Here is a 25,558-nt window from a genome sequence, read left to right on the forward strand (position 1 = left end):
GCCACCGAAACGTTCCGCACCGACCTTCGTCAGCGCCGCCGTCAGCGTCGTCTTGCCGTGATCCACGTGACCAATCGTGCCGACGTTGACGTGCGGCTTGGTGCGTTCGAATTTACCCTTTGCCATGCGCGCTAAACCCCGATGGAGTCAATGAATTGAAAGGAACCTGCCCTCAGGGGGCGTCAACCGTGAGGCCGAGTGGAATGGTGCTCATAACAGGAATCGAACCTGTGACCTCTTCCTTACCAAGGAAGTGCTCTACCGACTGAGCTACATGAGCAGAAACTTCAGCCGTCCTCCATGACGGCAACGAACAGACCAGCATCCGTGCTGGACAATTCAAAAAGCGTCGACTTCTGCGTTGTCTGCAATGGTCGACCTGTGAGGCAGTTGCAGCGCAATGGAGCGGAAGGCGGGAATCGAACCCGCGTAATCAGTTTGGAAAACTGATGTTCTACCATTGAACTACTCCCGCCCTGCGCGGAACACTTGCTGGTGGAGGGAGGTGGATTCGAACCACCGAAGGCGTAAGCCAGCAGATTTACAGTCTGCCCCCGTTGGCCGCTTGGGTATCCCTCCAACAAAGAACGCGTATTGTGTGGATCAGGTCCCGAACTGTCAACACCTTGCGGCGCCGATTCCCCGCGCGGAAGCGATTTTCCGCGGATATCGTCAGTCCGGCGAAGCCGCGCGCAGATCGACCAGTTGCTCCATGCCCTTGGACAACTTCAGCAGCTGTTCCGCCTGCCCCTGCAGCCGTCGCTCGTTGTCGTCGCGCGGCTCCCAGTGCGGTACCGGGGTTGGCTTGCCATCCGGATTGTCCAGCGCCACGAACACCATCACGCAACTGGTTGCCAGGCGTTGCTCGTCCTTGCGCAGGTCGCGCGTCAGCACATCGACCGCCATGTGCATGCTGCTGGTGCCGGTGTGGATAAGCCGCGCGCGCACGGTGACCAGATCGCCGATCAGGATCGGTGCGACGAACTGGATCCCGCTGACCGAGGCGGTGACGCAATACGCCCCGCTCCAGCCTACCGCGCAGGCATAACCCGCCTGATCGATCCACTTCATCGCCATGCCGCCGTGCACCTTGCCGCCGAAATTGACGTCGGTGGGCTGGGCGAGAAAGCGGAATGTCACTTCGTGCTGTTTTCCGGGCATGGGGGTCTCGCGGGCGGAATCCGAACCGCGAATTATGCCTGACTGCGCGTACGCGCCCGCACCGGAACCCGGTTTGCGGCCCGCCTGCCCCATGGCGGGATGCCAGAGGGAAACAGCGGGATTTGCCAGCGGCCTTGCGCAGCGAACCTCGCCGACGCCGCGCAGGCCGATGGCATCACTTTGCCAGCGCCCGGCCAGCGAGGTCTGCGTCAAGAATCAGCGGCCGGACCGGTTCGATGCACTCGACCGCTGCAAGCGCATGCCGCAGAAAGCCGACGGCCGGCCAGGTGGCATGCGTCAGCAGCGGACTGCGCAGCTTCGCCAAGGTCGGCAAGAGCGTGCGCGCCCGCGGCGGAACCCCTGTGGCTGAATCCACAGCTTCAGGTTCGCGAGGTGTTCGACATCGTCAAGGCGGTGCCGGCGAACGAGGTCTTTCTGCCCGCAGGAACTCGATGCCCACCTCGGCAGCGTGCGGCGGGAGACCGGGCAAGGCACCCCGACCGCCAGACCATTCGGACGGCAGCACTTCAGACGTTGAACAAGAAATGCAGCACGTCGCCGTCCTTCACGACGTAGTCCTTGCCCTCTTTGCGCAGCCGGCCTGCCGCTGCCGCGCCGGCCTCGCCCTTGTACTGGATGAAGTCGTCGTAGCCGACCGTCTCGGCGCGGATGAAGCCGCGTTCGAAGTCGGTGTGGATCACCCCGGCGGCCTGCGGCGCGGTGGCGCCGCGCTTCACCTGCCATGCGCGCACCTCCTTCACGCCGGCGGTGAAATAGGTCTGCAGGTCGAGCAGCTTGTAACCGGCGCGGATCACCCGGTTCAAGCCCGGCTCGTCCAGGCCCATGTCCTTGAGGAACTCGTCGCGGTCGGCGTCTTCCAGTTGCGCCATTTCCTCTTCGATCGAGGCGCACACCGGCACCACTTCGGCGCCTTCGGCGGCGGCGCGAGCGCGCACGGCATCCAGCAGCGGGTTGTTCTCGAAGCCGTCGTCGGCGACGTTGGCGATGTACATCAGTGGCTTCAGGGTGAGCAGGAACAGGTCGCGCACCAGCGCTTTCTCCTCCTCGTCCAGGCCCAAGCTGCGCGCGGACCGCCCCTCATTCAGGCCCGCCGACAGTTTCTGCAGCACCGGCTTGCGCGCCATGGCTTCCTTGTCGTTGGCCTTGGCCGCGCGTTCGGCGCGGTTCAACGCCTTGTCCACCGATTCCAGGTCAGCCAGCGCCAGTTCGGTATCGATGGTCTCGATGTCGGAGATCGGGTCGACCTTGCCGGCGACGTGGATCACGTCGCCTTCGAAGCAGCGCACCACGTGGGCGATCGCATCGACTTCGCGGATGTGCGCCAGGAACTTGTTGCCCAGGCCTTCACCCTTCGATGCCCCGGCAACCAGCCCGGCGATGTCGACGAACTCCACCGCGGTCGGGATCACTTTTTGCGGATTGACGATCGCGGACAGAGCATTCAGCCGCGGGTCCGGCACCGGCACCACCCCGACGTTCGGCTCGATCGTGCAGAACGGAAAGTTCGCCGCCGCAATACCCGCCTTGGTCAGCGCGTTGAACAGGGTGGACTTGCCGACATTGGGCAGTCCGACGATGCCGCATTTGATGCCCATGATGGAACTCCGGGGAAACAGGGAATAGGAGCGGGGAACGAGGAAAATGAAGTCCGGGGAGACGTGAGCGCTGCAAGCATGGAGCGAGCGTCTATGTTCCCCGTTCCCCGTTCCCTGTTCCCGTTGTATGCAGCAGCTGCATCGCCTTGTCGAACTGGCCGTCCACCGCCAGCGGCAGCACGTCCATGGCGCGCGCGATACCGTCGAGGATCGCATTCTCGTCCTGCGCCGACGGCCGCCCCAGCACCCACGGCGTCACCTGGTCGCGATGACCGGGATGACCGATGCCTACGCGCAGGCGATGAAACTTGCCGTGACCCAGGTGGGCCATGATGTCGCGCAAACCGTTCTGGCCGCCGTGGCCGCCGTCGAATTTCATTCGTACGGTACCCGCAGGCAGATCCAGATCGTCATGCGCGACGAGGCACTGTTCCGGTTCGATCTTGTAATAGCGCAACGCCGATACCACGGCGATGCCGCTCTTGTTCATGAAAGTGGCCGGCTTGAGCAGCCATACCTGCTGGTTGCCGATGCGCACGCGGCAGCTTTCGCCGTGCAGCTTGCCGTCGAAACCGAAGCGCTCACCCTGCCCGCTGGCGAGAGCGTCCACAAACCAGAACCCGGCATTGTGCCGGGTTCGGAGATATTCGGCACCGGGGTTGCCCAGTCCGACGATGAGTTGCAGTCCAGCCATGGGCAGCCAGCCAGGCGAGTCCCGCGCTCGATGCGAGCGCGGGACTGCATGACTTACTTCTTGTCGGCAGGCTTGGGGGCGGCCTTGGTGGCAGGCTTGGCAGCCGCCGCCTTGTTCGCCTCGGCCTCGGCCTCGGCAGCGGCGTCCTCGGCGGCGTCCGCAGCGCTTTCCTTGACCACGTTCACCGTGACCACCGGAATGTCGTGCGCTTCGCCCAGCTGCAGCGCGGGCAACTCGACCTTGGGTGGCAACTTCAGATCCGACAGGTGGATGATGTCGCCCGCCTTGAGCGAGCCCAGATCCAGGTCGATGAACTCGGGCAGATCCCGCGGCAGGCAGAGGATTTCCACCTCGGTCAGGTTGTGCGAGATCACCACACCGGAAGTCTTGCCGGCGGAGGAGGTTTCCTGGTTGAGGAAGTGCAGCGGCACGTTCACGCGAACCTTCGCGTTCTCGTCGATGCGCAGGAAATCCATGTGCATCATCAGTTGCTTGAACGGGTGCTTCTGCCAGTCGCGCACCAGCACCTTCTGCACCTTGCCATCGACGTTCAGGTCGAGCACCGAGGAGAAGAACCACTCGTGCTTGGCGGCGAGCAGGATCGTGTTGTGCTCGATCTGGATGCTCTCCGGAGCCTGGTCACCACCGTACACGACGGCCGGCACGTAAGCGGCACGACGCAGGCGGCGGCTCGCACCTTTCCCCTCGTCCTTGCGGCTTTGCGCCTTGATTTCATGAGTCTTGGACATTTCGTTGCTACCTAGGTTTTTTAAGAACCGCCTCGCGGCGGTTGCATGACTTTTCCGCGACCAGAAAAGCCGGTGGTGCCGGACGGCTGGGCCGCCACGGCGGGAATCAGTGGATCAATCCACGTACAGCGAACTCACCGACTCGCCGAAGGCGATGCGGCGAATGGTTTCCGCCAGCAGCTCGGCGACCGAAAGCTGGCGGATCTTGGCGCAGGCCTGCACTTCGGGGCGCAGCGGCAAGGTGTTGGTGACCACCAGCTGGTCGAGCAGGGAGCCTTCGATATTGCTGACCGCCGCACCCGACAGCACCGGATGCACACAGTAGGCAACCACCTTGCGGGCGCCGCGCTCCTTCAGCGCCGCCGCTGCGGCACACAGCGTACCGGCCGTGTCGACGATGTCGTCGACCATCACGCAGGTCTTGCCTTCCACGTCACCGATGATGTTCATCACGGTGGATACGTTCGCCCGCGGACGGCGTTTGTCGATGATGGCCAGATCGGCATCATCCAGGCGCTTGGCGATCGCACGCGCACGCACCACGCCACCGACGTCCGGGCTGACCACGATCAGGTCGTCCATGCTGTGGCTGCGCCAGATATCGGCCAGCAGCACCGGCGAGGCATATACGTTGTCGACCGGGATATCGAAGAAGCCCTGGATCTGGTCGGCGTGCAGGTCCACCGTCAACACCCGGTCGACCCCGGCGGCGCCAATCATGCGGGCGGCCAGCTTGGCGGTGATCGGCACCCGCGCCGAGCGCGGCCGGCGATCCTGCCTGGCATAGCCAAAATACGGAATCACCGCGGTGACGCTCGCGGCCGAGGCGCGCTTGAGCGCATCGGTGAGCGCCAGCAGTTCGAACAGGTTGACCGCGCTCGGCGCGCCGGTCGGCTGCAGCACGAACACTTCCTGCCTGCGGACGTTCTCCTCGATCTCGATCTGCACTTCGCCGTCACTGAACGTGCCGACCAGCGCCTTGCCCAGCGGCACGCCCAGCCGATGGGCGACATCCTCGGCCAATGCGCGATGAGCGTTACCGGTAAACAGCATCATCGGGGTGGACGTGTCCACTTAAGCTACCTCGAAAACTTGACCATCATGAAATGGCTGGGGCGGCAGGATTCGAACCTGCGTATGCGGGAATCAAAATCCCGTGCCTTAACCAGCTTGGCGACGCCCCAGTAAATGTGTGTTCGCTCGTATCTGTCTCTGTCGACAGCCGCGATGCCCGCGACCGTCAGGTAGTGCGTGCCGCCCGATCCGCGCCCCGGTGGCGCGCCAATGCATCCTGCAGCGGTGAAACCTCGACACCCGTGGCCACCCGCGCCGTGAATGCCGCCGGACATTGCGCTGCCACAGCGCATGCCCGATGGAGCGAACCGGTTTCGAGAAACACGCAACCGCCGCTGCCGGACAGTCGCGCCTGACCGAAACCGTCGAGCCAGTCCAGTGCCGCCGCCACCCGCGGGTGCCGTGCACGCACCACCGGCGTGAAGGCGTTTTCCGTCGTTTCACCGGAAACAAAGGATGAAATTGTCGCCCGCGGCGCATTTCGTGTCAATTCAGGCGCTTGAAAAAGCGCGGCGGTCGGCACCGGCTCGTGCGGGTCCAGCACCACATAGTGGCGTGGCGGCAGGGCCAGCACCGTGAGCTTTTCACCGATGCCTTCGGCCCAGGCCGAGCGCCCCCGCACGAACACCGGCACGTCGGCACCGAGCTGACGGCCCAGTTCGGCCAGCGCATCGTCGCCCAGATCCAGCTGCCACAGCCAGTTCAGTGCCACCAGCACGGTTGCCGCATCGGAGCTGCCGCCGCCCAGCCCGCCGCCCATCGGTATGCGCTTGTCCACCTCGATGTCCACGCCGGCAGCCGCGCCCGCATGCCGCTGCAGCAGCAGCGCCGCACGCACCATCAGATCATTGTCGGCAGGCACGCCGGGCACGTCGTGCAGGCGGCAGATCTCGCCGTCATCGCGCAGGCGCAGGCGGATCTCGTCGCCCCAGTCGAGCAGGCGAAACACCGTCTGCAGTTCGTGGTAGCCGTCCGGCCGGCGCCCGACGATGCGCAGGAACAGGTTCACCTTGGCTGGCGCCGGCCACACCGTCCATTCGTCGCGTACGGGCGCGGACAACGACCGGCTCATGAAAACCCGCAGGTGCTCGGGAAGTCCGTTCTCGCGATCGCGCTCGCGCGCATAGGCAAACGCCGGGTCGCTCTTGTCGACCATGGCGAAGCCGTGTTTCGCGTAGAACGGCGCGTTCCAGGGCACCTCGGCCAGCGTGCCCAGATCGACACGCCGATAACCGGCGCCCCGCGCCCACGCGCAGGCGTGTTCCAGCAGGGCCGCGCCGATGCCGCGCTGACCGTAATCCGGCAATACGTCGATATCGGCGATGCCGATGACGCCGCCGCCGGCGTCGGTATCCAGCCAGACAAACCCGACCGGCAGGCACGCCTCGTTCAGGGCCACCCAGACCAGGCCGCGACTGATCGCCTGCTGAAGCAGTTCCGGCGGAATCGACATCGCCGAGTAACTGGCCCATGCCGGATGACCGCGAAACAACTGCACGGCCTTGCGCTCGATCGCACACAGGGCGTCGACCTGACTCGGATCTGCATGTTCGATGTGGATCGCCATGGTGATTCCGCAGGTGCGCGACGGGTCGGCCGCCGGAGGCAAAGGCCGACACGACCGGTCGGGCGACGGGTTTACTGGAACTGCCACGACTCGATGGACAGCTTCACCTTGTAGGGTGGCCTTTGCGCGTACACCTTCGTCGGCAGCGGCGGCGACCTGGTGGTGTCCCATTCACGGTAATCAACCGTCCAGTCGTCCTGCTGCAGCAGCGAGGGCAGCCGATTCACGCCGAAATCCAGTTCGGCCGGGCCACCGTCGGCGCGCAAGCCGAGCACCCAGGCGCGCAGGTCGCGCAGCGGCACTTCCCAGCCCAGCGCCTTGCGCATCAGTGCCTCGGCGTCCGGCCCGCGCAGCGGGCCTGGATCGAGACCTTCCAGCATGGCGCCGGCGGCATCGCCACTCAACCGGAAGCTTTTGCCGGTGATGGGCCCGCGCAGCACGAACTCGTAGCGGTCGCCGTTCTGCGTCCAGCTGAAGCTGCCGCTGCCGCCATCCTTGCCATCGGACACGCCGAGCCGGCCCTGCAGCGTCCAATGATCGGCGTGGGCCAGCGCCCTCTCGCGCGCCCGCTGCGCGTTGAACAGGCCGGCATCGCCCTTCATGCGCACGGGCGGCACGCAGGCGGCGAGCAGCAGCGGCAGCGCGGCTGCGAAGATCCTCAAAACCGGCTTCATGGCTGCAATCGCTTCAAGGTTTCCTGCAGGCTGCGGCTGTTCGGCTCGAGCTTGCGCACGTCGTCGAAGACTTTCCGCGCATCCTGTCGGCGGCCCAGTTTCCACAGCACCTCGCCCAGATGCACGCCGACATCGGCGTCCTGGCGCGCGGCCCACGCGCCACGCAGGGTTTGCGCGGCTTCTTCCAGGTGACCCAGCCGGTATTGCAGCCAGCCCCACGAGTCGGCCACGGCCGGGTCGTTCGGTTTGGCCGCGCGCGCGGCGCCGATCAATCGCTCGGCCGTGGGCAGGTCGCGGTTCGCATCCGCCAGCGTGTAGCCCAGCGCATTGCTGGCATCGACGTCGCCGGGTTTGATCTTCAGCAATTGCTGGAAATCCTTCACCGCCAGATCGATCAGGCCGCCGTCGGCATAGGCGAGGCCGCGGCCGTACAGCAGGCCCGGGTCGTTCGGCATCACCTGCAGGGCGCGGCTGAACGCCGTCTGGGCCTTGGCATACTGCTGCTCCGCCAGATACAGCTCGGCGTCGGCCTGCCAGGCCTGGCGCAATTGCGCCGGCTGATCCAGCGAATCCATCTGCAGCTGTTCCAGCAATCGATGCGATTGGGCGAGTTTGCCTTGCGTATGCAGGATCACCGCGCTGCGCAGGTCGGCATCGAACGCATGCGGATCACTGTCACCCACCTGGCCATACCATCCCAGCGCCTCGGCGTCGCGATGTTGCATCTCGGCCAGCTGGCCGAGCAGATACGCGCTTTTTTCGCGCACCTCGGGCGATGCGTTCTGCAAGTTCCGATAAAGCGCCGCCAACGCCTTGCCGTCCTTGTTGTGGGCGGCAAGCCCCGCCCGCAGCGCGTAGGTCTCGGCATCCTGCGGGCCCCGCTCAAGCAGCCTGGACGCGCCCGCATAGTCACCGGCCTCGCTCAGCATGCCGGCATAGGCCAGCCGCAGGCGCGCGTTCTTCGGCTGCCGGGCGAGCGCCTTCTGCAGCAGCGCGCGGGCACCGTCGCGATCGCCGTCCGTGAACTTCATCTGCGCCGCCCAGACGTAGGTCTCGGCACTCTTAAAGCGCTGCACCGCCGCGTCGGCGATCCGCACGGCGTAGCCGTGGCGGCCGAACTTGTCGCCCAGCTCGCTCATCGCCAGCCACGCCTGCGCGTCGCCCGGCAACCGTTGCGGGGTGGCCAGCGCCTCCAGCAGGCGGCCGGCCTGGGCCTGGTCGCGTGCGCCCACCAGCACGCGGCCAAACTGGCGCCACGCATCTTTGGCGCCACTGGCCGTCAGCAGTTCCAGTTGCTGGCGGGCCGCGTCGGCATCGCCATGATCCAGCGCCAGTTCGGCGCGCGCCTTCGCCATCTCAGCCGGCTTCGCGCCCAGCACCTGCCAGCGATCCAGCGCACGCTGGGCTGCCGCACTGTCGTGGATGGCGATGGCCAGGCCGGCGGCGCGTTCGGCCACCTTGGGGTCGCCGCTCAACGCCATCGCCTTGCCGTAGTGCTCCGATGCCGCCTTCAGGTCGGAATGGTTCAGCGCCATCTCGCCGGCCATCAGCTGGGCCATGGCGTCGTGGTCGGCATCCGGCGTGGCTACCACCAGCCGCGCCAGCGGCTGCGGCGTGGCCGTGGCCTGCGGCGCCGGGCGCCGCGCTGCGGCGGCACAGGCACCCAGTCCCAGCGCCAGCAGCGCTACTGCCGTAAAATGCCGCACTTGCTTGAACTTGGCTGACCCGCTGCGCACACTACTCTCCATACGTTGCCCGTTTCGACCGCACCTGTCCTCACCGGCACGCGCCGCCAAGCTTAGCCTACGTCGCCCGCCCCCTGCCGCCGAGATGCCTCCCACACCATGCCGCTGATCGCCCTCGGGCTCAATCACCTCACCGCGCCGGTCAGCCTGCGCGAGCAGGTGGCGTTCGACATGGACGCCGCCGGCGAGGCGCTGCTCGAACTGAGCCGCGAGCCGGGGGTCGAGGAGGCGATGATCCTGTCCACATGCAATCGCACCGAGCTGTATGTCGGCGTGACGGCCGGGGCCGAGGACATCCCGCGCGTGTGGTTGAGCCGTCATCATCGTCTGACCCCGGGCAAACTGGATGAGTTCCTGTATCGGCACGACGAGGGCGATGCCGTGCGCCACATGTTCCGCGTCGCCACCGGGCTGGATTCGATGGTACTGGGCGAGCCGCAGATCCTCGGCCAGGTGAAGGACGCCTACCAGCAGGCGCGTGACGCGCAGTCGTTGAAGGCACCGCTGGACCGGCTGCTGCAGCACACCTTTGCGGTGGCCAAACGCGTTCGCACCGACACGCGCATCGGCGCTCATACCGTTTCCGTCGCGTTCACCGCCGTGCGCCTGGCCGAGCAGGTCTTTGCCGACATCAAGCAGGCTTGCGTACTGCTGATCGGTGCCGGCGACACCATCGAACTGGCCGCCCGCCACCTGGCGGAGAAACAGGCGCGGCGGCTCATCGTGGCCAATCGCACCCTGGAAAGCGCACAGGAGCTGGCCGGCCGCTATGGCGGCTATGCGATATCGCTGGCCGAGCTGCCGCAGCACCTGGCCGAGGCCGACATCGTGATTTCCTCCACCGCCGCGCGGCAGCCGGTCGTGACGCGCGCCATGGTCGAGCAGGCGATGGCCACGCGCAAACGCAAGCCGATGTTCATGGTCGACATCGCGATGCCGCGCGACATCGAAGATGCCGTGCGCGACCTGCCGGACGTCTACCTTTACGGCATCGACGACCTGCACCAGGTGATCGACGACAACCGCCGCTCGCGCGCCGCCGCCGCGCACGACGCCGAGGCGATCATCGACCTGCAGGTGGATCGGTACATGGCCTGGCGCCGCGCGCTGACCGTGAGGAACCCCGCACTGGACATGCGCCAGCATGCCGAGGGTTACCGCGACGAAGTGCTGGGCAAGGCCCGCGCGATGCTGGCTCACGGCAGGTCGCCGGAAGAGGCGCTGGCGTTCCTCGCCAACACGCTCACCAACAAGCTGCTGCATCATCCCAGCGCAAGGCTGCGCGAGGCCGCGCTGAGCGGCGACCTCGACCTGCTGCACGCCGCCGGCCGGCTGTACGGGCTGGATGAAGAGCAAGCGAAGCGGGACGCATAGCGAGGGCGGCTGGCTGCCGCTGTCCCATCGTCATTCGCCGCGGCAAGGTTCGCCTGCCCGCCGCGCCTCCCTCGCCCACCGTTGCTGCCCCCATGACCCCATCGATCCGCCGCAAGCTCGAAGCACTGGCCGAGCGCCACGAGGAAATCGGCCGGCTGCTGTCGCAACCGGACGTGCACGCCGACAACAGCCGTTTCCGCGCGCTCTCGCAGGAGTATGCCCAGCTCGAACCTGTCACCGGCTCGCTGCGCGAGCATGAGCAGGTCGAGCGCGAGCTGGCGGAAACCCGCGCCATGCTGGACGACCCCGAACTGCGCGAGATGGCCGCCGACGACCTGCTGCGGCTGGAACAGCGCCTGCTCGATCTGGACGGCCAGTTGCAGTTGCTGCTGTTGCCGAAGGACCCGCGCGACCAGGCCAACCTCTACCTGGAGGTGCGCGCCGGCAGCGGCGGCGACGAGGCGGCGATCTTCGCCGGCGACCTGTTCCGCATGTACCTGCGCTACGCCGAGGGTCGCCGCTGGCACGTCGAGATACTCAGCGAGCATGCCGGCGAGCATGGCGGCTACAAGGAAATCGTGGCCCGCGTCGAGGGTGGCGGCGCGTACTCGCAGCTGAAATTCGAGTCCGGCACGCACTGCGTGAAACGGGTGCCGGTCACCGAGTCGCAGGGGCGCGTGCATACCTCCACCGCCACCGTGGCGGTGCTGCCGGAGCTGGACGAGATCGAGGACGTACCGATCAATCCGGCCGACCTGAAGGTGGACACCTTCCGCGCCTCCGGTGCGGGTGGCCAGCACGTCAACAAGACCGATTCGGCGATCCGCATCACCCATCTGCCGACCGGCACGGTGGTCGAGTGCCAGGAGGAGCGCAGCCAGCACAAGAACCGTGCCCGCGCGATGAGCCTGCTGAAAGCCCGCCTGCTCGACGCCGAACGCAGCAAGCAGAGTGCCGAGCAGGCCGAGACCCGCCGGCTGCAGGTCGGCACCGGCGATCGCAGCCAGCGCATCCGGACGTATCGCTACAAGGACAATCTGGTCACCGACCACCGGATCGGCCTGAACCTCTACAGCCTCGCCGAGATCATGCAGGGCGACCTCGGCGAGTTGATCGGCACGCTGACCCGCGAGCACCAGGCCGACCAGTTGCAGGCGCTCGGCGACCACTGACAGCGCCGTCACGGCGGAGCGGGATAACCTGTCCGGCATCCTCTGGCGGCAGTCGACAAGATGAGTCCCGAGATTCTGGAACCTGCAGCAGCTGGAGATCCCATGGGCAAGCGCTACCGCAAGGCGATGAAGGAACTGCAGCTCGAACTGATCCGGCTGCAGCATGGCTTGCACTGCAGCGGCAAACGGCTGCTGGTGATCTTCGAAGGCCGTGACGCCGCCGGCAAGGGCGGCACCATCAAGGCCATCACGCAGAGCCTGGACACGCGCGGCTACCGCATCGCCGCGTTGCCGAAGCCGAGCGCGCAGGAGACCACGCAATGGTATTTCCAGCGCTACGTCGCCCACCTCCCCAGTGCCGGCGAGCTCGTGCTGTTCGACCGCAGCTGGTACAACCGCGCCGTGGTGGAACCGGCAATGGGCTTTTGCAGCACAGCGCAGTACGAGGCCTTCCTCGACGCCGTGCCCGCCTTCGAGAAGCTGCTCACCGACGACGGCATCATCGTGCTCAAGTACTGGCTGACGGTCGATCAGGCCGAGCAGGAAAAGCGCTTCGCTGAACGCGCCGACGATCCGCTGAAACGCTGGAAGCTCTCGCCGGTCGACCTGGTCGCCCGCCAGAAGTACGTCGAACTGGGCAAGCTGCGCGACGTGATGATCGAACGCACCCAGCGCGAGCATGCACCGTGGTTCGTGGTTGATTTCAACGACCAGAAGCGAGGCCAGGTCAACCTGATCCGCCACCTGCTGCAGCAGGTGCCGCTGCACGACGAGCCGATCCCCAAGCCGAAGCTGCCCAAGCTCAAGGGCAAGCCTGAAACCGAGCACGTCACCGCGCAGGTGGCGCGCGTGCCGGATACGTTCTGACCTTCAGCCGGTATGGAACCCGCGCAGATCCTGCTCGGGCAACGCTTCGCGACTGACCGCCTCGACCCGCGCCGCCGGCGGCCCCTGCCGCAGCCAGCGCTCCAGCGCATCGAGCGCATCCGCCGGCCCGCAGGCCACGACTTCGACCCGGCCATCCGGCCGGTTCCTCGCGTGTCCGGCCAGGCCCAGGCGCAACGCCTGCTCGCGGGTACTGGCGCGATAGAACACGCCCTGCACGCGGCCGCTGACGATGAAACACGCGCTCGCCATCACGGCGTACCCATCACGGCTGGCCGATCAGCGCCGCCAGCGACGTCTCGGTGACCGGGCCGACGATGGGCTTGGTCACCTTGCCGTCCGGCCTGATCAGATAGGTGGTCGGCAGGCCGCGCGGCTCGTCGAAATCCTTCGGCGGCTGGTCCAGCGTCACCTGCGCGACCGGGTACACCACCGGGTGCTTGACGAGGAACGCCTTGATGTCGGCCGGCTCGCTGTCCTCGTACGCCAGCCCGATCGCCACCACGTTCTTGTGCGCGGCGACGAAGCGCGAGATGCCCGGCATTTCCTTGATGCACGGCACGCACCAGGTCGCCCAGTAGTTGACGATCACCCACTTGCCGCGCTGCGCGGCAAGGTCGAAGGTCTTGCCGTCCAGCGTGGTGACGTGCAGCGTCGGCCGGGCCGGCATCGCCGCCCGCGCGGGCGCGATGCACGCGAGCCCCAGGACCAGGGCGATGGCCGGGCCGGTTGCGGACAGGTTCATGGGAAGAGCTCCTTGGTGTCGGCGGCGGGATCGGCCGTCGGGGGATAGATCTGGTCGAGCCGCACACCGAGCCTGGCCTGCAGCGCCGATGCCAGCTCCGCCAGCATCGCCAGCAATTCGGGCGGCAAGTCCATGCCCAGCGCGGCAACCTCCTGCACCGGCTGCAGCGGCAGGCGATAGTCGGTGTGGCGGTAAACGCGCAGCAGGTCGGTGCTGTCCAGGCTGCGGCAGAGCAGCCAGCCGCCAGCCTCGCCCCGCTGGATCAGGTCGGCCTGTTGCAGATCATCGAAATAGGCGGCGATCAGCGCGCTGCGCAGGTACGGCTCCTTCAGCCGCACCGTGGCCGGGTCGACGCATCCGCCTGCGCGCTGGGCGTCGACGAAATGCCGCAGCACCACCAGCAGGCCGAGGAACTCGGCGCCCTCGGGCAGCGTTTCCATCGGCGGGTGATATTCGAACGCGGAGGCCGAGGCGGCGATCGACGCGGCCAGGATCACGATCACCCACGACATGTAGATCCACAGCAGGAAGATCGGGATCGCCGCCAGCACGCCGTAGATCTGCTGATAGGTCTGCGCCTGCTGCACGAACACGGTGAAGCCCCAGCGCGCGATCTCGAACAGCACCGCGCCAAGCAGCGCGCCAATGGCCGCATCGCGGCGCGACACCTTGCAGTTCGGGATCACCGAGTACATCAGCCACAACGTGAAAAACGTCACCAGGAACGGCAGCGTGCTCAGCAGGCTGCGCGCGATGCCGCCCAACTGGTCGGCGGCGCTGTGCAGCAGCGGTGCGGCGGTCACGTACGACGTCACCGCGATGCCGCCCACCACCAGGATCGGCCCCAGCGTCAGCGCCGCCCAGTACAGCAGCAGGCGCGAGCCCCAGCCGCGCGGCTGGTGCACGCGCCAGATCCGGTTCAGCCGGTCCTCGATGCTGATCATCATCGCCAGCGCACTGAACAGCATCACCAGGATGCTGATGCCGGTGAGCTTGCTGGCATTGGCGGCGAAACCCAGCATGGTCGCCTGCACCGCCTCGCCGGTCGACGGCACGAAATTGTTGAACACGAAATTGATCAGCGTGTCGCGCGCCGGCTGGAACACCGGGAACGCCGAGAACATGGCGAACACCGCCACCGTCAGCGGCACCAGCGAGACCAGGGTGGTGTACGACAGCGCACCCGCCGTCTCGAAGCACTTGTCGTCGACGAAGCGCTGCCAGATGAAGCGGCTGAAGCTCAGCGTGCGTTCGCGATTGAAGCGTCTGACCATCGTTATCCTTGCGTTGGCGGCACCACCCCGCGCCAACTTGGCGGGCATCGGTCGGTACACTAGCGTATTGCCGATGAATGTCCCAAAGCCGTGAGCGCCGCCGCATGACCCTGGAAATCCTCGTCCTCTACTACAGCCGCAGCGGCCACACCGCGCAGATGGCGCGGCTGGTCGCGCGCGGCGTCGAGGAGGTCCCCGGCGTGCTTGCGCGCCTGCGCCAGGTGCCGCCGGTGGCGCCCGTCACCGAGATCGCCCAGCCACCCGAGCCGGAGGACGGCGCGCCCTATGTGACCCGACAGGACCTGCTCGACTGCGCGGGCCTGGCGATGGGCAGCCCCACCCGCTTCGGCAACATGGCCGCGCCGCTGAAATATTTTCTCGACACCACCGGCGCCGAATGGGCCAGCGGTACGCTGGCCGGCAAGCCGGCGGCGCTGTTCACGTCCACCAGCACCATGCACGGCGGCCAGGAATCCACCCTGCTCTCGATGGCCCTGCCGCTGCTGCATCACGGCATGCTGATCGTCGGCCTGCCCTACACCGAGCCGGCGCTGACCAGCACGCAGAGCGGCGGCACGCCGTATGGCGCCAGCCATGTCGCCGGCGCCGGCGGCGACAACCCGATCAGCGAGCACGAACGCGAACTGGCCCGCGCACTCGGCCGGCGGCTGGCCGACGTGGCCCGTCGACTGGCGGACAGATCATGACGGCCGCCACGCGCGCGCCCATCCTGCCCGTCTACCGCATCGGCCTGGCCGCCTGGGCCTTGCTGGTCGTGCTGCAACTCGCCTGGCACGCGTGGCTGGTGCCGCCGCAGAGCCTGCCGCTGACCCTGGTACTCGCGATCACCGTCGTCCCGTTGCTGCTGCCCCTGTTCGCCCTGCGCGACGTGCGCCGCGCCCTGCTCTGGGTCGGCATCCTCAGCCTGTTCTACTTCTGCCACGGCGTGTCCGAGGCATGGAGCTCGGCGGGCGAGCGCTGGCTGGCGATCGCGGAAATCGCGCTGACCGTGCTGCTGATCGCGGCGCTGGGCGCCGGGGTGAAGCGGCGCCCGCCCACGCCGCCAACGCACGGCTGAGCCGCGGCGTCGCGCCGGCTGGCGCTTACCGCACGGGAGTCAGGGCGCGATGTCGGTGTTCGGCGAGATGGCGTGCAGCATGCTGCGATACGACTCGATCACGCTGTCGGGGATGTCCTGCGCCACCAGCAGCGCGTAGGTCTCCTCATGCTCCAGGTGAAACTCGTAGATCAGCGCCGCCGGATTCGGGTGCGACTTGGTCAGCGCCCGCAGCGATACCTGCAGGGCGGCCATCATTCCGTAGATCTTGTCGTTGGTCACCGGCTCGATGGGATCGGTCATGGAGGGTCTCGCGGCTGGAGTGGGATGGCGGTGCTTCTGCGCACCTTGGAAGCGGGATCAATCCGGCGCCGCCCTCGCCCGATTTCGGTCGGCGTCGATTGAAACGCCACTCGACGTCGAGTGCGGCGGCAGTCGGCACCGACTATCCAGCACCCGGCGCCGATAGCATGATGTCCGGCGCCAACAGGCCCATGGTCGGCGCCGATGTCGCGCCAGTCGGCGGGGAGGCAAAAACCCTCGACGGGGATGTGCCGATACCCGGCGGGGAGTGTTGAACTGCCGGCGCCGGGTGCGCCGCCATCGGCGGGGATAAGCGAAGCCTCGGCGGAGACTGCCGCGCCGTCGGCTGGGATGGCGCGATACCCGGCGCCGACGCTCCGATACCCGGCGTCGGGCATCCGACACCCGGCGGGAAACGGCTGGCGCCGCCCGCCGGGCCTGGCTGCTCAGGCGGTTGCCGGCTCCGGTGTGGCCTGACCGGCACGCGTGCCGGGGAAGCGCTGGCGCAGGTCGTCATAGATATCCTGCGCGCCGGCGCGGCTGCGGTGCGCCGCCTCGCGCACGCTCTGGTAGTAGGCCAGGTCGGCCATCCATACCTCGCTGGACACCAGTTGCACCGTGTCGTCCACGCTGGTCGCCAGCGTCTGCAGCTCCGCCGCAAAACGCAGCAGCTGGGCGCGCAGGGTGCGATCCTTCTGCACCTCGGCCAGCTCCACGAAACCCGGCACGAACTCCGCCCGGTTGCCCATGTAGGTCGTGCACTTCTCGTCGAAGCCGATCGACTTCGGCCCCATCTTCGGCAACTCGCGCCGCTCCTGCGCCGACAGCGTCACCAGAAACGGCAGCACCCCGCGGATCGCCGTCAACGCCCCCTGCACCGTCGCCACATCCTCATCCGACAGCACGGCGGAAATACGGTTGTCATGGCTCATGAAACGCTCCTTCGCATCAAGAAAAAGCCGCCAAGTCGGCGGCGAAGGGAGCGTAGCAATGAGGGGGCGTGGGGTTGGGGTGATAGGCGATGTAGGGGGAGGAGGATGGGGTGTAGGTGTGTGCCGATCCCGGCGGTTTAGTCAGGCGAGTATTCAACGCTGAAATTAAGCAGCGCCGCGAGGCGGTGTCGGCTTGGACGAATGTTAGACGTTGTCGTCCGCGGCAGCTGCTTGAAGGCGCGAGAAATCAATTGAGAGCCGGTAGCGAATTGGCAGTGAAGCATTGATCTCTGTCTCAGGCACCTGCTCGACGAAGAACGGTAAGTTTGTTTCAAGACGACACATGAGTAAGTGTATGAACATGGCCTCCGCCATGTCGCGCATGAATTCCACGACAGCAGGCATCTCCCATGCAATTGCACGCGGCTCGCTAGACTTCTCGCCTTGGAGGTGCCAGTAGGGTGGACCCACGCTGCCCTCCGGCAAGACATGAAAGTTTCGGATGATGGTCTTTGTCTTTCCGGGGTGCTCGTGAAAATTGCGCAAGTCTATGAGATACCGCACGCCTGCGGCATTTGCCTCAACGAAGTCAATCAGTGCATGTCCGGCGCTGTACTCGCCGCGAAGCCTGCGAGCAAGATGCTCGAAATTGCTATCTTTCCGGGATAGCGGGAGGAACTGCAGCGGCAGCTCGCAAACCAACTTTATGACGCGATTAACTTGACCTAGAAAATTGCCGCATTCCAGGTCAAGCGAGGGTACCTGCGGGAAGGGGTTTAGACCACGCCCGCCATTGTCTCGAGGTATCCCGGAAGCAGTGATGGTTTTGGCGATGGAGTTAATTCCATCCGTGACCTTTTGCACATACTGCTCGCACGAAACAAGTGATTCTTTGCAGGCGTGAAGCGCCGAAATAACTGCTGGCTTATCAATTGAGCCGCGGATCATTGCGACGTTGAGCATGTCTCGAGACTGCAGCAGCACTCTCGCCACGGACAAGCTTGAGGAACCCACATCAGATACTGGCGCAGTGACCCAAGGTGCGTTTGGGTTCGTTTCCTCGGGATCGATGGACTCAGGTGTTTGGACATGAAAGGTTTTGTCTTGCTTATATATCTCCAAGAAGCTCCCGATAGAACACATTGCTGTGATTGGGCCGGTCCCACCAATGAGTTCAGTGGACCCGGCTTCGTGCCGCGGCAGAGTCTTCTTCGGGCCGATTAGATGGTCCATAACAACGTCTAACGCCATATAGATTCCAAGCTGCAGTCTAATCCCGCAGCCTATCTCGCACCATTACTCAGACACTCTAATGGCAATCAAGTCGAATCAACGACTTGATCCTCTTGATGCAACCGGCCCCGCCCTCCAGTCTCGTAGTTTTTCTACGTGCGTCACAGCGCAAATGCCGTACGCGAGAAACTCCAACCGCCTCACCCGAACACCACCATACTCTGCCGGCTCAACGCCACCGGCTCGCCGCGTGGCCCCCACAGCATCACGCTCTGGTTGGTGTAGCCGTCGCGGGCGGCGATCAGTTCGGCGTCGACGCGCCAGTCGTCCAGGCCCAGATCGTCGTAGCGGTCGCGCAGCAGTTCGAGCATCCAGGTGAGCGAGCTGCCGGGGATGGGCGCGGCGAACATCGACAGGGCGATCGGCGGGATGAAGTCGGCGAAGGCGAGCACGTGGGTTTCGTCGACGGGGCCGTCGTCGCGCAGGGAAAGCTGCAGCACGCTGTCGCGCTGGCGGCCGCCGCTGAATGGCAGGTCGCCGCGCAGCCAGCGGGCGCGGAAGTGTTGGGTGAAGGCGGGCATGCGGCCTTCGACGTAGCGCAGCTCCTGCGGCGTCGCCGCCACGACGGGCGGTTGTTCGGGCTGGAAGTCCAGCGCCGAGGGGCGCGCGCTGCCGAATACGCCGAGCAGCCGGCACAGCGTCTGTTCGCCGTCGCACAGGCTGGCCTCGACCTGGATGACGCTGCGCCCTGCGCGCAGCAGCCGCGCGCGGATGGCCACGCTGCCGGCCGGCACCGGCGCGATGAACGTCACCTGCAGGGTGCGCAGCGGCATGTCCGCCGGTACCCGTTCGCGCATGGCGCGCAGTGCCAGTGCCGCCTGCAGTCCGCCGAAGGCGCTGCGCCCCTGCAGCCAGTCCTCGCTCACGGTGGCCTGCCAGCCGTCGCCATGACGCGCGACCGTCTGCATCGCTTCGGAAAATCGCATGGGTGGTGCCTGCGCCGGGGAGTGGCTTTCGATGATGCCAGCGCCACGCGCCGAATGCCCGCGTGCCTATACTCGACACCTCGACTCTGGACGGAGCGCGCCATGGCCTTCCTGCAGGATCCCGCGCAACTACCGCACCCGTATCGCAGCGACCGTGCGCTGCTGGCCCTGCTCGACCGGGCGCTGCCGGCCGAGCGCCGCGCGGCGCTGGACGCCGACCTCGGCGCGCTCGGCGACTACGCGCAGATGGCGTGGCAGCGCGCATGCACCACGACGCGGCGCAAGCCGGTGCTGACGCAATGGGATGCCTGGGGCCGGCGGGTGGATCGCATCGAGCTGACGCCGGCGTGGCAGGAAGGCGCGGCGCTGACGACGCGGCACGCGGTGCTGGCCGCCGGCCACGGCGACAGCGCGCACGGGCGGCTGGAGGAATTCGCCCGCGTCTACCTGTACCACCTCGCCAGCGAGTTCTACACCTGCCCGCTGGCGATGACCGACGGCGCCGCCACCGCGATCAAGGCCTCCGGCAACCGCGAACTGATCGAGCGTGTGCTGCCGCATTTTCTCAGCCGCGATCCGGCCACGTTCTGGCTCAGCGGCCAGTGGATGACCGAGACCGCCGGCGGCTCCGACGTCGGCCACACCGAAACCGTCGCGCGGCAGGATGCCGCCGGGCAATGGCGCCTGTACGGGCGCAAGTGGTTCAGCTCGGCGGTGGTCGGCGAGGCGGCGCTGGCGCTGGCGAGGCCCGAAGGCGCGGCGGCCGCGGGCACCGCGGCGCTGGCGCTGTTCTACGTAGAGACGATGGACGGCGCGCGGCGCAAGAGCGAACTGGTGATCGACCGCCTGAAGGACAAGCTCGGCACGCAGGAATTGCCCACCGCGGAAATCCATCTGGACGGCCTGCCCGCCTGGCCGCTGGGCGAGCTTGCCCACGGCGTGCGCCAGGTGGCGCCGATGCTCAACGTCACGCGCACCTGGAACGCGGTCTGCGCGGTCGCCAGCATGGCCCGCGCGATCGCGCTGGCGCGCGACTTCGCCGGGCGCCGGCGCGCGTTTGGCCGTCCATTGATCGAGCAACCGCTGCACGCGCAGACGCTGGCCGACATGCAGGCCGAGTTCGAGGGCGCGTTCGCGCTGGCGTTCGAGATCGCGCACTTGTTGGGCCGGGTCGAGCACGGCGCGGCGCAGCCGCACGAGGCCGCGCTGCTGCGCCTGCTCACGCCGCTGGCCAAGCTGTGGACCGGCAAGCTGGCGGTGCAGATGTGCTCGGAGGCGCTGGAATGCTTCGGCGGCGCCGGCTACATCGAGGACACCGGCCTGCCGCAGCTGCTGCGCGACGCGCAGGTGTACCCGATCTGGGAAGGCACCACCAACGTGCTGTCGCTGGACAGCCTGCGCGCGCTGGCCGGCGACAGCCTCGGCGCGCTGCGCACGGCCTGCGCGAGCTGGCTGGACGGCAACGACGACATGCACGCGGCCAGCGCGATCCGGCAGACGCTGGACGCCGCCGCGCGCTGGCTCGACCAGCATGCGGCCGCGCGCGACACGCTGGAAGCCGGCGCGCGCGGCCTCGCCTTCACCCTGGCGCGCTGCGCCGCGGCGGCGCTGCTGGCACGCCAGGCCACCTGGTCGAGCCGCCACGGCGACCGACGCCCGGCCGCGGCGCGGCACCGCTTCGTCGCGCTGGGCCTCGACCGGCTGGTCGCGCCGGACGCGGACAATACCGCGTTGCTGCTGGGGTAAACGGCTCTTGGCATAGGCCGCTCGCGGGCGATGCTTTTGTCACCCATCGGAAGAGCATCGCCCGCGAGCGGGCTCCTGCGGGCACGCATGTGCCGGCACGGGCTAAAATGCCGCAATCCCTTCCACGGCCCACCGACATGCAGCACCTGACCATCGTCACCACCGGCGGCACCATCGACAAGATCTACTTCGACGACAAGTCGGACTACAAGATCGGTGCGCCGCAGATCGGCGAGATCCTCGGCCAGCTCGGCGTGGCGTTCCAGTTCGAGGTGATCCCGATCCTGCGCAAGGACAGCCTGCACATGGACGATGTCGATCGCGCGCTGGTGCGCTCCACCATCGAGGCGCAGCCGCATCGCCATGTGCTGGTGACGCACGGTACCGATTCGATGGTGGACACGGCCCGCGAACTGACCGGCATCAAGGGCAAGGTGATCGTGCTGACCGGCGCGCTGAACCCCGCGCGCTTCCAGGGCTCCGACGCGGTGTTCAACATCGGCTGCGCGGTGGCCGCGGTGCAGACCCTGCCGGACGGCGTCTACATCACCATGAACGGTCGCGTGTGGGACCCGGCCAAGGTGCGCAAGAACCGCGACGCGAACCGGTTCGAGGAAGCCGCTGGCTAGGCCGCCGGCCGCCCATCGCATCGTCGCAAAAAGAGAAGGCCCGGTCGAATCGACCGGGCCTTCCGCATGGCAGTTGCGATGTCATGGCACGACGGGTCATCCATGACCCGTCGTGGGCTTACCAGGTGGCTTTCAGCGACACCCCGGAGAACGCGGTGTAGCCACGCAGCTTGATGTAGTACGTGCCCGAGGCCGCACTGAACGAGCAGGTCTCGGCGTTGCCGCTCACATACGGACGGCAGTCGTAGCTGCTAGTGGTCGGGGCGGAACCCTTCTTCACGTACAAATCGGCATCGCCCGTGCCGCCGGAGATCGCGATGGCCAGATTGCTGCCCGACGGCACCGTCACCGTGTAGCTCAGTTCCTGGCTCGCCGAACCGGCCAGACCGGTCACCGGCACGCCATTCTGCAGGCCGCCGCTACCACCGCCGCCGGTGCTGTACGCCGCCTTGACCGTGACGCCGGAGTACGCCGCGTAGGCGTGCACCTTGAGGTAGTACTTGCCGGCGACCGGCGCGGCCACCGTACAGCTCTCGGCGTTGCCGCTCACATACGGACGGCAGTCGTAGCTGCTGGTGGTCGGCGCGCTGCCGGCCTTGGTGTACAAATCGGCATCGCCGGTACCGCCGGAGATCGACATCACCAGGTTGCTGGCGCCGGTCGGCACCGTGATGAAGTAGTCGTTGTCGCCGCCCGTGGCCGCCGCCACGCCGGTGACGCCCACGTTGTTCTGCAGTTCGGTGGTGGTGCCACCACCGCCGCCGCCGCCCGAGCAGCTCACGCCCACGCCGCTGAAGGCCGCGGTGACGTCGGCCTTGGTGTAACCCAGGTCGGTCGCCGCCGACTCCACGCCGCAGGCGCCGGAGTTGAAGGTCGAGGTCGTGGTCCAGTACGCCTTGTTCGCCAGCGCGTAGACCTGGAAGGCCTTCTTGACGTCCCAGCCGCTGGTCTTGGCCAGCAGGCAGAACGACTTGTTGTACACGCCGCTGGAGTAATGCACGTCGAGGCTGGAGGTGTAATTGGCCGCATTGTCGATCGAGCCACCGTCCTGCGGCGGGTTGCACATGTAGCGCAGCGCGTCGCCGATGCCGGCGCTGGTCTTGACGATATCGCGCCCGACCAGGAAATCCGCCGCGCCGCGATCGAAGAACTCGGCCGCTTCGCCTGCGATGTCCGAATACGCTTCGTTCATGCCGCCGGACTGGCCGGTGTACTCCAGGCCCGAGTTCTGCTCGGTGTAGCCATGGCTGATCTCATGGCTGGTCACGTCCAGCGACACCAGCGGGTAGAACGTGCTGGCGCCGTCGCCGAAGTTCATGGCGGTGCCGTCCCAGAACGCATTCTCGTAGTTGCTCTTGTAGTGCACCTTCATCACCAGCTGCATGCTCAGCGGCGGCGCCCCGGTGTAGGCGTTGTACATGTCGTGCACCACGCCACCGAAATGGTGCGCATCATTGACCGGCGAATAGGCGCCATTGATCGCATCGGTGTCGCTGTTCGGGCAGGTAAAGCTGACCACCGTGCCGCCACTGGTGCCATGGTTGAGGTTGTAGGTCTTGACGTTGGTGTTGACCAGGGTGCAGGTGCTCCCCGACTGGGTCACGTCGAGCGCGGCGTAGTCGGTGCCGTAGATGTACTTGCCGGTCTTGGTGTTGCCGCCAGGGCCTGTGGCCGATGCGTCGGTCAGGCCGTCCCAGCTCTTGATCACGGCGCCGGTGTTGGCATCGATGATGGCGGTCGGACGGGTCGGGCTCGTGCTGTTGACGAAATACGAGGTGCGGTAGACCAGACGCGCCGAACCATTGTCCTGCGGGTACACGAACAAATCGGCCTTCTGATTGCTGAGCTGGGCGCCACCGATCAGCGTGGTGTGCGCATGCGCCTGCAGTGCCGCCAGCGCCTTGGCCGGCGTCAGCTTCGGCGCGACCGAGGCGAGATCCAGCTGCGCGTTCTGCATCAGTTCGCCAGTGGCGCGCAGCGCGTTGCCCTGGGCGTCCTGCACCACGGCGATGCTGCGGCCATACACCGGCACGCCACGGAACATCTGCTGCTGGCGCACGACGTGATGACCACCGGCGATGGCCACCGAGCTGAGCGGGGCAAGCGACATGTTCTGGCCGAGGTTCAGATGCGCGGCCAGCGAACCGGCGGGTACCGCACCGAGATTCTGCGCACGCAGGGTTTGCGTGGTGGCGGCGGTGGCCAGCGAGGCGGTGGCCATGCCGATGGCGGCCACCAGCAATTTCAGACGGAAATGATCGGACATAAGGGAAATCTCCTGGACATTATTTTTTTCGGGACAAACGGGCCTGATGCGGCCACGTGGACCCCATGCAAGAACTGCCGTGCAGGGCACGACTCCTTAGTTGGTTTGCTGTCTGGCGATCCCAAAATACGCCCGGATTCGGCTGCCTTCCCCCTGGCATCCCTGCAAGGGCAGCGCGCGGACGCGTAACTGCAAAACGGCGTCTTGCCGTCAAAGGATCATCCGTCAACCTCCCCGATGACGGATTGGGTTACGTTAGTCTTTGCGACGCGGGCTAACTATCTGATTTTTTCCTACGCTGGGTGATCGCAGTCACAACCCGCACGATTGCGCGTTCACGAACGTGAGCTGCGCGTGTTGGTGAGGTGATCAAACTGTTTTGGACAAGCGATCTGCGTGCAGCTGGATGTCGCAGCCCGAAGAGATGCACAGAAATCATGCGCAACCGACTTGCTGCCCGGAAACTCAGAGCATGCCGGTTTCGAGCTTGGCCGCATCGGACATCATCGAGTGGCTCCACGGCGGATCGAACACCAGGTCCACGTCCGCCTCGCTCACCGTGGGAATCATCTCCAGCTTGGTGCGGGCGTCATCCACCAGGATGTCGCCCATGCCGCAACCGGGCGCGGTCAGAGTGAGCTTCACGTAGACCTTGCGCTGGCCCGATTCGGTCTGCTCCAGACTGAGATCGTAGACCAGGCCCAGCTCGACCACGTTCACCGGAATCTCCGGATCGAACACGGTGCGCAGCTGGTCCCACGCCAGCTTCTCCACATCCGCGTTGGTGGCGTCATCGGGCACCTCGAGCGGCGCCGGTTGCGGCTTGCCCAGCGCATCGGCATCGTTGCCGGCGATGCGGAAAAGGTTGCCTTCCACATACACGGTGAAACTGCCGCCCAGCGCCTGGGTGATGTAGCCGATCTGGCCGGCGGGAAGGCTCACCACGTCGCCCTGGGGCACCATCACGGCGTTGCAATCACGCGACAGGGTGAAGGGCTCGCTGCTCAGACTGAAACCACTCATGCCAACGCCAATCCCGTATCTGCAGGCGCGACGATGCGCCGAACCCAGGTTGTCCATTATGCCGTCCGCGACGCGGAACCGCTTGTCCCAGATCAGGGCGCGGCCGTCGAACTCAAGCACCACGGCGCCGCGCCGCCGTCGTCAACCGCCTGCGTCACGTTATGATCGCCGCTTTGCCCGATGGATGAACCCATGATCACCCATGCCCTGTCGTGTCGTCGACGATGAGCGCACGCGCCGGTTTGCTGTTTGCATTTGCCCTGTTCAGCGCTGCGATGCTGGGGCTCGCCGCCGGTGCCGTATGGATGGTCGTGTCGTTGTACTTGCGTCATGCGCTGCCATGGCTGGCGCTGCCGGTCGGCGCGTTGCTGGCTTGGACCATGCGCAGCCTCGTGCGTCCCGCCGGCATCGGCGCGGCCGTCTTGTCCGCGTGCGCCACGGCACTGGCGGCGATCTACGTCAACATGCTGATTGCCGGCGTGCTGATCGCCGGCAACATGGGGCTCGGCCTGGTCGATGCGCTGCGCACCGCGGGTGCCGGCATGCTGTGGCAACTGGCCTGCATGGCGCTGTCGCCGGCTGACCTGGGCTGGACCGTGCTGGCCATACTGCTGGCGGCATGGCTGGCCTGGCGCGCGCCGCCCAGGCGCTGA

General features: G+C 66.5%; 26 protein-coding genes and 4 tRNA genes. 8 read left to right on the plus strand and 22 right to left on the minus strand.

What is annotated here, in order from left to right; genetic code table 11:
- The 13 genes from ACFPME_RS09150 to ACFPME_RS09210 all read right to left on the minus strand — a co-directional run.
- On the minus strand, nt 1-126 hold a 126-nt coding region (locus tag ACFPME_RS09150), incomplete at its 3' end, for a GTP-binding protein (RefSeq protein ID WP_229730253.1).
- A gap of 78 nt (nt 127-204) precedes the next feature.
- Nucleotides 205-280, minus strand: a tRNA-Thr gene (locus ACFPME_RS09155).
- A 121-nt stretch (nt 281-401) separates the two neighbouring features.
- Nucleotides 402-475 (minus strand) — tRNA-Gly (locus tag ACFPME_RS09160).
- A gap of 18 nt (nt 476-493) precedes the next feature.
- Nucleotides 494-579, minus strand: a tRNA-Tyr gene (locus ACFPME_RS09165).
- 93 nt (nt 580-672) lie between these two features.
- The gene (locus ACFPME_RS09170; RefSeq protein WP_377304415.1) at nt 673-1,161 is read right to left on the minus strand and encodes an acyl-CoA thioesterase; all 489 of its coding nucleotides are present in this window, start codon (nt 1,159-1,161) and stop codon (nt 673-675) included.
- A gap of 527 nt (nt 1,162-1,688) precedes the next feature.
- A complete protein-coding gene (gene ychF / locus ACFPME_RS09175; RefSeq protein ID WP_377304417.1) occupies nt 1,689-2,777 on the minus strand; it encodes a redox-regulated ATPase YchF in 1,089 nt (362 codons plus the stop codon).
- 91 nt (nt 2,778-2,868) lie between these two features.
- Nucleotides 2,869-3,471: an aminoacyl-tRNA hydrolase gene (gene pth, locus ACFPME_RS09180; RefSeq protein WP_377304419.1), complete on the minus strand. Its 603-nt coding sequence runs from the start codon at nt 3,469-3,471 to the stop codon at nt 2,869-2,871.
- A 53-nt stretch (nt 3,472-3,524) separates the two neighbouring features.
- Entirely contained in the window at nt 3,525-4,220 is a 696-nt protein-coding gene (locus ACFPME_RS09185; RefSeq protein ID WP_377304421.1) for a 50S ribosomal protein L25/general stress protein Ctc, read from the minus strand.
- A gap of 114 nt (nt 4,221-4,334) precedes the next feature.
- A complete protein-coding gene (locus ACFPME_RS09190; protein ID WP_377305403.1) occupies nt 4,335-5,276 on the minus strand; it encodes a ribose-phosphate diphosphokinase in 942 nt (313 codons plus the stop codon).
- Nucleotides 5,277-5,327: 51 nt separating this feature from the next.
- Nucleotides 5,328-5,404 (minus strand) — tRNA-Gln (locus tag ACFPME_RS09195).
- Between the two features lie 56 nt (nt 5,405-5,460).
- On the minus strand, nt 5,461-6,861 hold the full coding sequence (ispE, locus tag ACFPME_RS09200) for a 4-(cytidine 5'-diphospho)-2-C-methyl-D-erythritol kinase (protein WP_377304423.1): 1,401 nt from the start codon (nt 6,859-6,861) through the stop codon (nt 5,461-5,463).
- A gap of 71 nt (nt 6,862-6,932) precedes the next feature.
- Complete coding sequence (lolB, locus tag ACFPME_RS09205; RefSeq protein ID WP_377304425.1) at nt 6,933-7,535, minus strand: lipoprotein insertase outer membrane protein LolB; 603 nt, start codon at nt 7,533-7,535, stop codon at nt 6,933-6,935.
- Nucleotides 7,532-9,283, minus strand: coding sequence for a tetratricopeptide repeat protein (locus tag ACFPME_RS09210; protein ID WP_377304427.1), 1,752 nt, complete (start codon nt 9,281-9,283; stop codon nt 7,532-7,534). Before ACFPME_RS09210 ends, lolB begins: the two co-directional genes overlap by 4 nt.
- A gap of 96 nt (nt 9,284-9,379) precedes the next feature.
- On the opposite strand from ACFPME_RS09210, the gene hemA reads away from it, so the two are divergent.
- The 3 genes from hemA (at nt 9,380) to ppk2 (ending at nt 12,693) form a co-directional block, all read left to right on the plus strand.
- A complete protein-coding gene (gene hemA / locus ACFPME_RS09215) occupies nt 9,380-10,654 on the plus strand; it encodes a glutamyl-tRNA reductase (protein ID WP_377304429.1) in 1,275 nt (424 codons plus the stop codon).
- 92 nt (nt 10,655-10,746) lie between these two features.
- Nucleotides 10,747-11,826, plus strand: coding sequence for a peptide chain release factor 1 (gene prfA, locus ACFPME_RS09220; RefSeq protein WP_377304431.1), 1,080 nt, complete (start codon nt 10,747-10,749; stop codon nt 11,824-11,826).
- 102 nt (nt 11,827-11,928) lie between these two features.
- Nucleotides 11,929-12,693, plus strand: coding sequence for a polyphosphate kinase 2 (ppk2, locus tag ACFPME_RS09225; protein WP_377304433.1), 765 nt, complete (start codon nt 11,929-11,931; stop codon nt 12,691-12,693).
- Nucleotides 12,694-12,696: 3 nt separating this feature from the next.
- Here ppk2 and ACFPME_RS09230 read toward each other — a convergent pair whose 3' ends face one another.
- From ACFPME_RS09230 to ACFPME_RS09240, 3 genes are read right to left on the minus strand one after another with little or no spacing between them, the layout of a single operon-like run.
- The gene (locus ACFPME_RS09230; RefSeq protein WP_377304436.1) at nt 12,697-12,963 is read right to left on the minus strand and encodes an acylphosphatase; all 267 of its coding nucleotides are present in this window, start codon (nt 12,961-12,963) and stop codon (nt 12,697-12,699) included.
- A 13-nt stretch (nt 12,964-12,976) separates the two neighbouring features.
- Nucleotides 12,977-13,456, minus strand: coding sequence for a TlpA family protein disulfide reductase (locus tag ACFPME_RS09235; protein ID WP_377304438.1), 480 nt, complete (start codon nt 13,454-13,456; stop codon nt 12,977-12,979).
- Nucleotides 13,453-14,730 (minus strand): YihY family inner membrane protein, encoded by a 1,278-nt coding sequence (locus ACFPME_RS09240; RefSeq protein WP_377304440.1) that lies wholly within the window; start codon nt 14,728-14,730, stop codon nt 13,453-13,455. Before ACFPME_RS09240 ends, ACFPME_RS09235 begins: the two co-directional genes overlap by 4 nt.
- Before the next feature lie 104 nt (nt 14,731-14,834).
- Here ACFPME_RS09240 and wrbA point away from each other — a divergent pair, with 104 nt between their 5' ends.
- Both wrbA and ACFPME_RS09250 read left to right on the plus strand, forming a co-directional pair.
- Nucleotides 14,835-15,437: an NAD(P)H:quinone oxidoreductase gene (wrbA, locus tag ACFPME_RS09245; protein ID WP_377304442.1), complete on the plus strand. Its 603-nt coding sequence runs from the start codon at nt 14,835-14,837 to the stop codon at nt 15,435-15,437.
- Nucleotides 15,434-15,808, plus strand: coding sequence for a DUF2069 domain-containing protein (locus ACFPME_RS09250; RefSeq protein WP_377304444.1), 375 nt, complete (start codon nt 15,434-15,436; stop codon nt 15,806-15,808). Before wrbA ends, ACFPME_RS09250 begins: the two co-directional genes overlap by 4 nt.
- Before the next feature lie 39 nt (nt 15,809-15,847).
- On the opposite strand, the gene ACFPME_RS09255 is transcribed toward ACFPME_RS09250, so the two are convergent.
- The 4 genes from ACFPME_RS09255 to ACFPME_RS09270 all read right to left on the minus strand — a co-directional run bounded on the left by ACFPME_RS09255 (nt 15,848) and on the right by ACFPME_RS09270 (nt 19,241).
- On the minus strand, nt 15,848-16,090 hold the full coding sequence (locus ACFPME_RS09255) for a hypothetical protein (protein WP_377304446.1): 243 nt from the start codon (nt 16,088-16,090) through the stop codon (nt 15,848-15,850).
- A gap of 446 nt (nt 16,091-16,536) precedes the next feature.
- Nucleotides 16,537-17,022: a hypothetical protein gene (locus ACFPME_RS09260; RefSeq protein ID WP_377304448.1), complete on the minus strand. Its 486-nt coding sequence runs from the start codon at nt 17,020-17,022 to the stop codon at nt 16,537-16,539.
- Between the two features lie 204 nt (nt 17,023-17,226).
- Nucleotides 17,227-17,985 carry a hypothetical protein gene (locus ACFPME_RS09265; RefSeq protein WP_377304451.1) on the minus strand — a complete coding sequence of 253 codons (759 nt, stop codon included), beginning with the start codon at nt 17,983-17,985 and terminating at the stop codon, nt 17,227-17,229.
- 470 nt (nt 17,986-18,455) lie between these two features.
- Complete coding sequence (locus ACFPME_RS09270) at nt 18,456-19,241, minus strand: acyl-CoA thioesterase (RefSeq protein WP_377304453.1); 786 nt, start codon at nt 19,239-19,241, stop codon at nt 18,456-18,458.
- A 102-nt stretch (nt 19,242-19,343) separates the two neighbouring features.
- On the opposite strand from ACFPME_RS09270, the gene ACFPME_RS09275 reads away from it, so the two are divergent.
- Both ACFPME_RS09275 and ACFPME_RS09280 read left to right on the plus strand, forming a co-directional pair.
- On the plus strand, nt 19,344-20,987 hold the full coding sequence (locus ACFPME_RS09275) for an acyl-CoA dehydrogenase family protein (RefSeq protein WP_377304455.1): 1,644 nt from the start codon (nt 19,344-19,346) through the stop codon (nt 20,985-20,987).
- 137 nt (nt 20,988-21,124) lie between these two features.
- Nucleotides 21,125-21,616 carry an asparaginase domain-containing protein gene (locus ACFPME_RS09280; RefSeq protein ID WP_377304457.1) on the plus strand — a complete coding sequence of 164 codons (492 nt, stop codon included), beginning with the start codon at nt 21,125-21,127 and terminating at the stop codon, nt 21,614-21,616.
- Nucleotides 21,617-21,734: 118 nt separating this feature from the next.
- Here the strand turns inward: ACFPME_RS09280 and ACFPME_RS09285 are convergent, their stop codons facing one another.
- Together ACFPME_RS09285 and sufT are read right to left on the minus strand one after the other, a co-directional pair.
- Nucleotides 21,735-23,882, minus strand: a complete 2,148-nt coding sequence (locus ACFPME_RS09285; protein WP_377304459.1) for a M4 family metallopeptidase — start codon at nt 23,880-23,882, stop codon at nt 21,735-21,737.
- A 465-nt stretch (nt 23,883-24,347) separates the two neighbouring features.
- A complete protein-coding gene (gene sufT, locus ACFPME_RS09290) occupies nt 24,348-24,905 on the minus strand; it encodes a putative Fe-S cluster assembly protein SufT (protein ID WP_377304461.1) in 558 nt (185 codons plus the stop codon).
- Nucleotides 24,906-25,129: 224 nt separating this feature from the next.
- On the opposite strand from sufT, the gene ACFPME_RS09295 reads away from it, so the two are divergent.
- On the plus strand, nt 25,130-25,558 hold the full coding sequence (locus tag ACFPME_RS09295) for a hypothetical protein (RefSeq protein WP_377304463.1): 429 nt from the start codon (nt 25,130-25,132) through the stop codon (nt 25,556-25,558).

The sequence above is a fragment of the Rhodanobacter umsongensis genome, assembly GCF_042654965.1.
Taxonomy (GTDB): Bacteria; Pseudomonadota; Gammaproteobacteria; order Xanthomonadales; family Rhodanobacteraceae; genus Rhodanobacter; species Rhodanobacter umsongensis.

Excerpts from the sequence above, each read along its gene's own strand:
- ACFPME_RS09170 (WP_377304415.1), bottom strand. The coding sequence starts at position 1,161 with ATGCCCGGAAAACAGCACGAAGTGACATTCCGCTTTCTCGCCCAGCCC.
- ychF (WP_377304417.1), bottom strand. The coding sequence starts at position 2,777 with ATGGGCATCAAATGCGGCATCGTCGGACTGCCCAATGTCGGCAAGTCC.
- pth (WP_377304419.1), bottom strand. The coding sequence starts at position 3,471 with ATGGCTGGACTGCAACTCATCGTCGGACTGGGCAACCCCGGTGCCGAA.
- ACFPME_RS09185 (WP_377304421.1), bottom strand. The coding sequence starts at position 4,220 with ATGTCCAAGACTCATGAAATCAAGGCGCAAAGCCGCAAGGACGAGGGG.
- ACFPME_RS09190 (WP_377305403.1), bottom strand. The coding sequence starts at position 5,276 with ATGATGCTGTTTACCGGTAACGCTCATCGCGCATTGGCCGAGGATGTC.
- ispE (WP_377304423.1), bottom strand. The coding sequence starts at position 6,861 with ATGGCGATCCACATCGAACATGCAGATCCGAGTCAGGTCGACGCCCTG.
- lolB (WP_377304425.1), bottom strand. The coding sequence starts at position 7,535 with ATGAAGCCGGTTTTGAGGATCTTCGCAGCCGCGCTGCCGCTGCTGCTC.
- ACFPME_RS09210 (WP_377304427.1), bottom strand. The coding sequence starts at position 9,283 with ATGGAGAGTAGTGTGCGCAGCGGGTCAGCCAAGTTCAAGCAAGTGCGG.
- hemA (WP_377304429.1), top strand. The coding sequence starts at position 9,380 with ATGCCGCTGATCGCCCTCGGGCTCAATCACCTCACCGCGCCGGTCAGC.
- prfA (WP_377304431.1), top strand. The coding sequence starts at position 10,747 with ATGACCCCATCGATCCGCCGCAAGCTCGAAGCACTGGCCGAGCGCCAC.
- ppk2 (WP_377304433.1), top strand. The coding sequence starts at position 11,929 with ATGGGCAAGCGCTACCGCAAGGCGATGAAGGAACTGCAGCTCGAACTG.
- ACFPME_RS09230 (WP_377304436.1), bottom strand. The coding sequence starts at position 12,963 with ATGGCGAGCGCGTGTTTCATCGTCAGCGGCCGCGTGCAGGGCGTGTTC.
- ACFPME_RS09235 (WP_377304438.1), bottom strand. The coding sequence starts at position 13,456 with ATGAACCTGTCCGCAACCGGCCCGGCCATCGCCCTGGTCCTGGGGCTC.
- ACFPME_RS09240 (WP_377304440.1), bottom strand. The coding sequence starts at position 14,730 with ATGGTCAGACGCTTCAATCGCGAACGCACGCTGAGCTTCAGCCGCTTC.
- wrbA (WP_377304442.1), top strand. The coding sequence starts at position 14,835 with ATGACCCTGGAAATCCTCGTCCTCTACTACAGCCGCAGCGGCCACACC.
- ACFPME_RS09250 (WP_377304444.1), top strand. The coding sequence starts at position 15,434 with ATGACGGCCGCCACGCGCGCGCCCATCCTGCCCGTCTACCGCATCGGC.
- ACFPME_RS09255 (WP_377304446.1), bottom strand. The coding sequence starts at position 16,090 with ATGACCGATCCCATCGAGCCGGTGACCAACGACAAGATCTACGGAATG.
- ACFPME_RS09260 (WP_377304448.1), bottom strand. The coding sequence starts at position 17,022 with ATGAGCCATGACAACCGTATTTCCGCCGTGCTGTCGGATGAGGATGTG.
- ACFPME_RS09265 (WP_377304451.1), bottom strand. The coding sequence starts at position 17,985 with ATGCTCAACGTCGCAATGATCCGCGGCTCAATTGATAAGCCAGCAGTT.
- ACFPME_RS09270 (WP_377304453.1), bottom strand. The coding sequence starts at position 19,241 with ATGCGATTTTCCGAAGCGATGCAGACGGTCGCGCGTCATGGCGACGGC.
- ACFPME_RS09275 (WP_377304455.1), top strand. The coding sequence starts at position 19,344 with ATGGCCTTCCTGCAGGATCCCGCGCAACTACCGCACCCGTATCGCAGC.
- ACFPME_RS09280 (WP_377304457.1), top strand. The coding sequence starts at position 21,125 with ATGCAGCACCTGACCATCGTCACCACCGGCGGCACCATCGACAAGATC.
- ACFPME_RS09285 (WP_377304459.1), bottom strand. The coding sequence starts at position 23,882 with ATGTCCGATCATTTCCGTCTGAAATTGCTGGTGGCCGCCATCGGCATG.
- sufT (WP_377304461.1), bottom strand. The coding sequence starts at position 24,905 with ATGAGTGGTTTCAGTCTGAGCAGCGAGCCCTTCACCCTGTCGCGTGAT.
- ACFPME_RS09295 (WP_377304463.1), top strand. The coding sequence starts at position 25,130 with ATGAGCGCACGCGCCGGTTTGCTGTTTGCATTTGCCCTGTTCAGCGCT.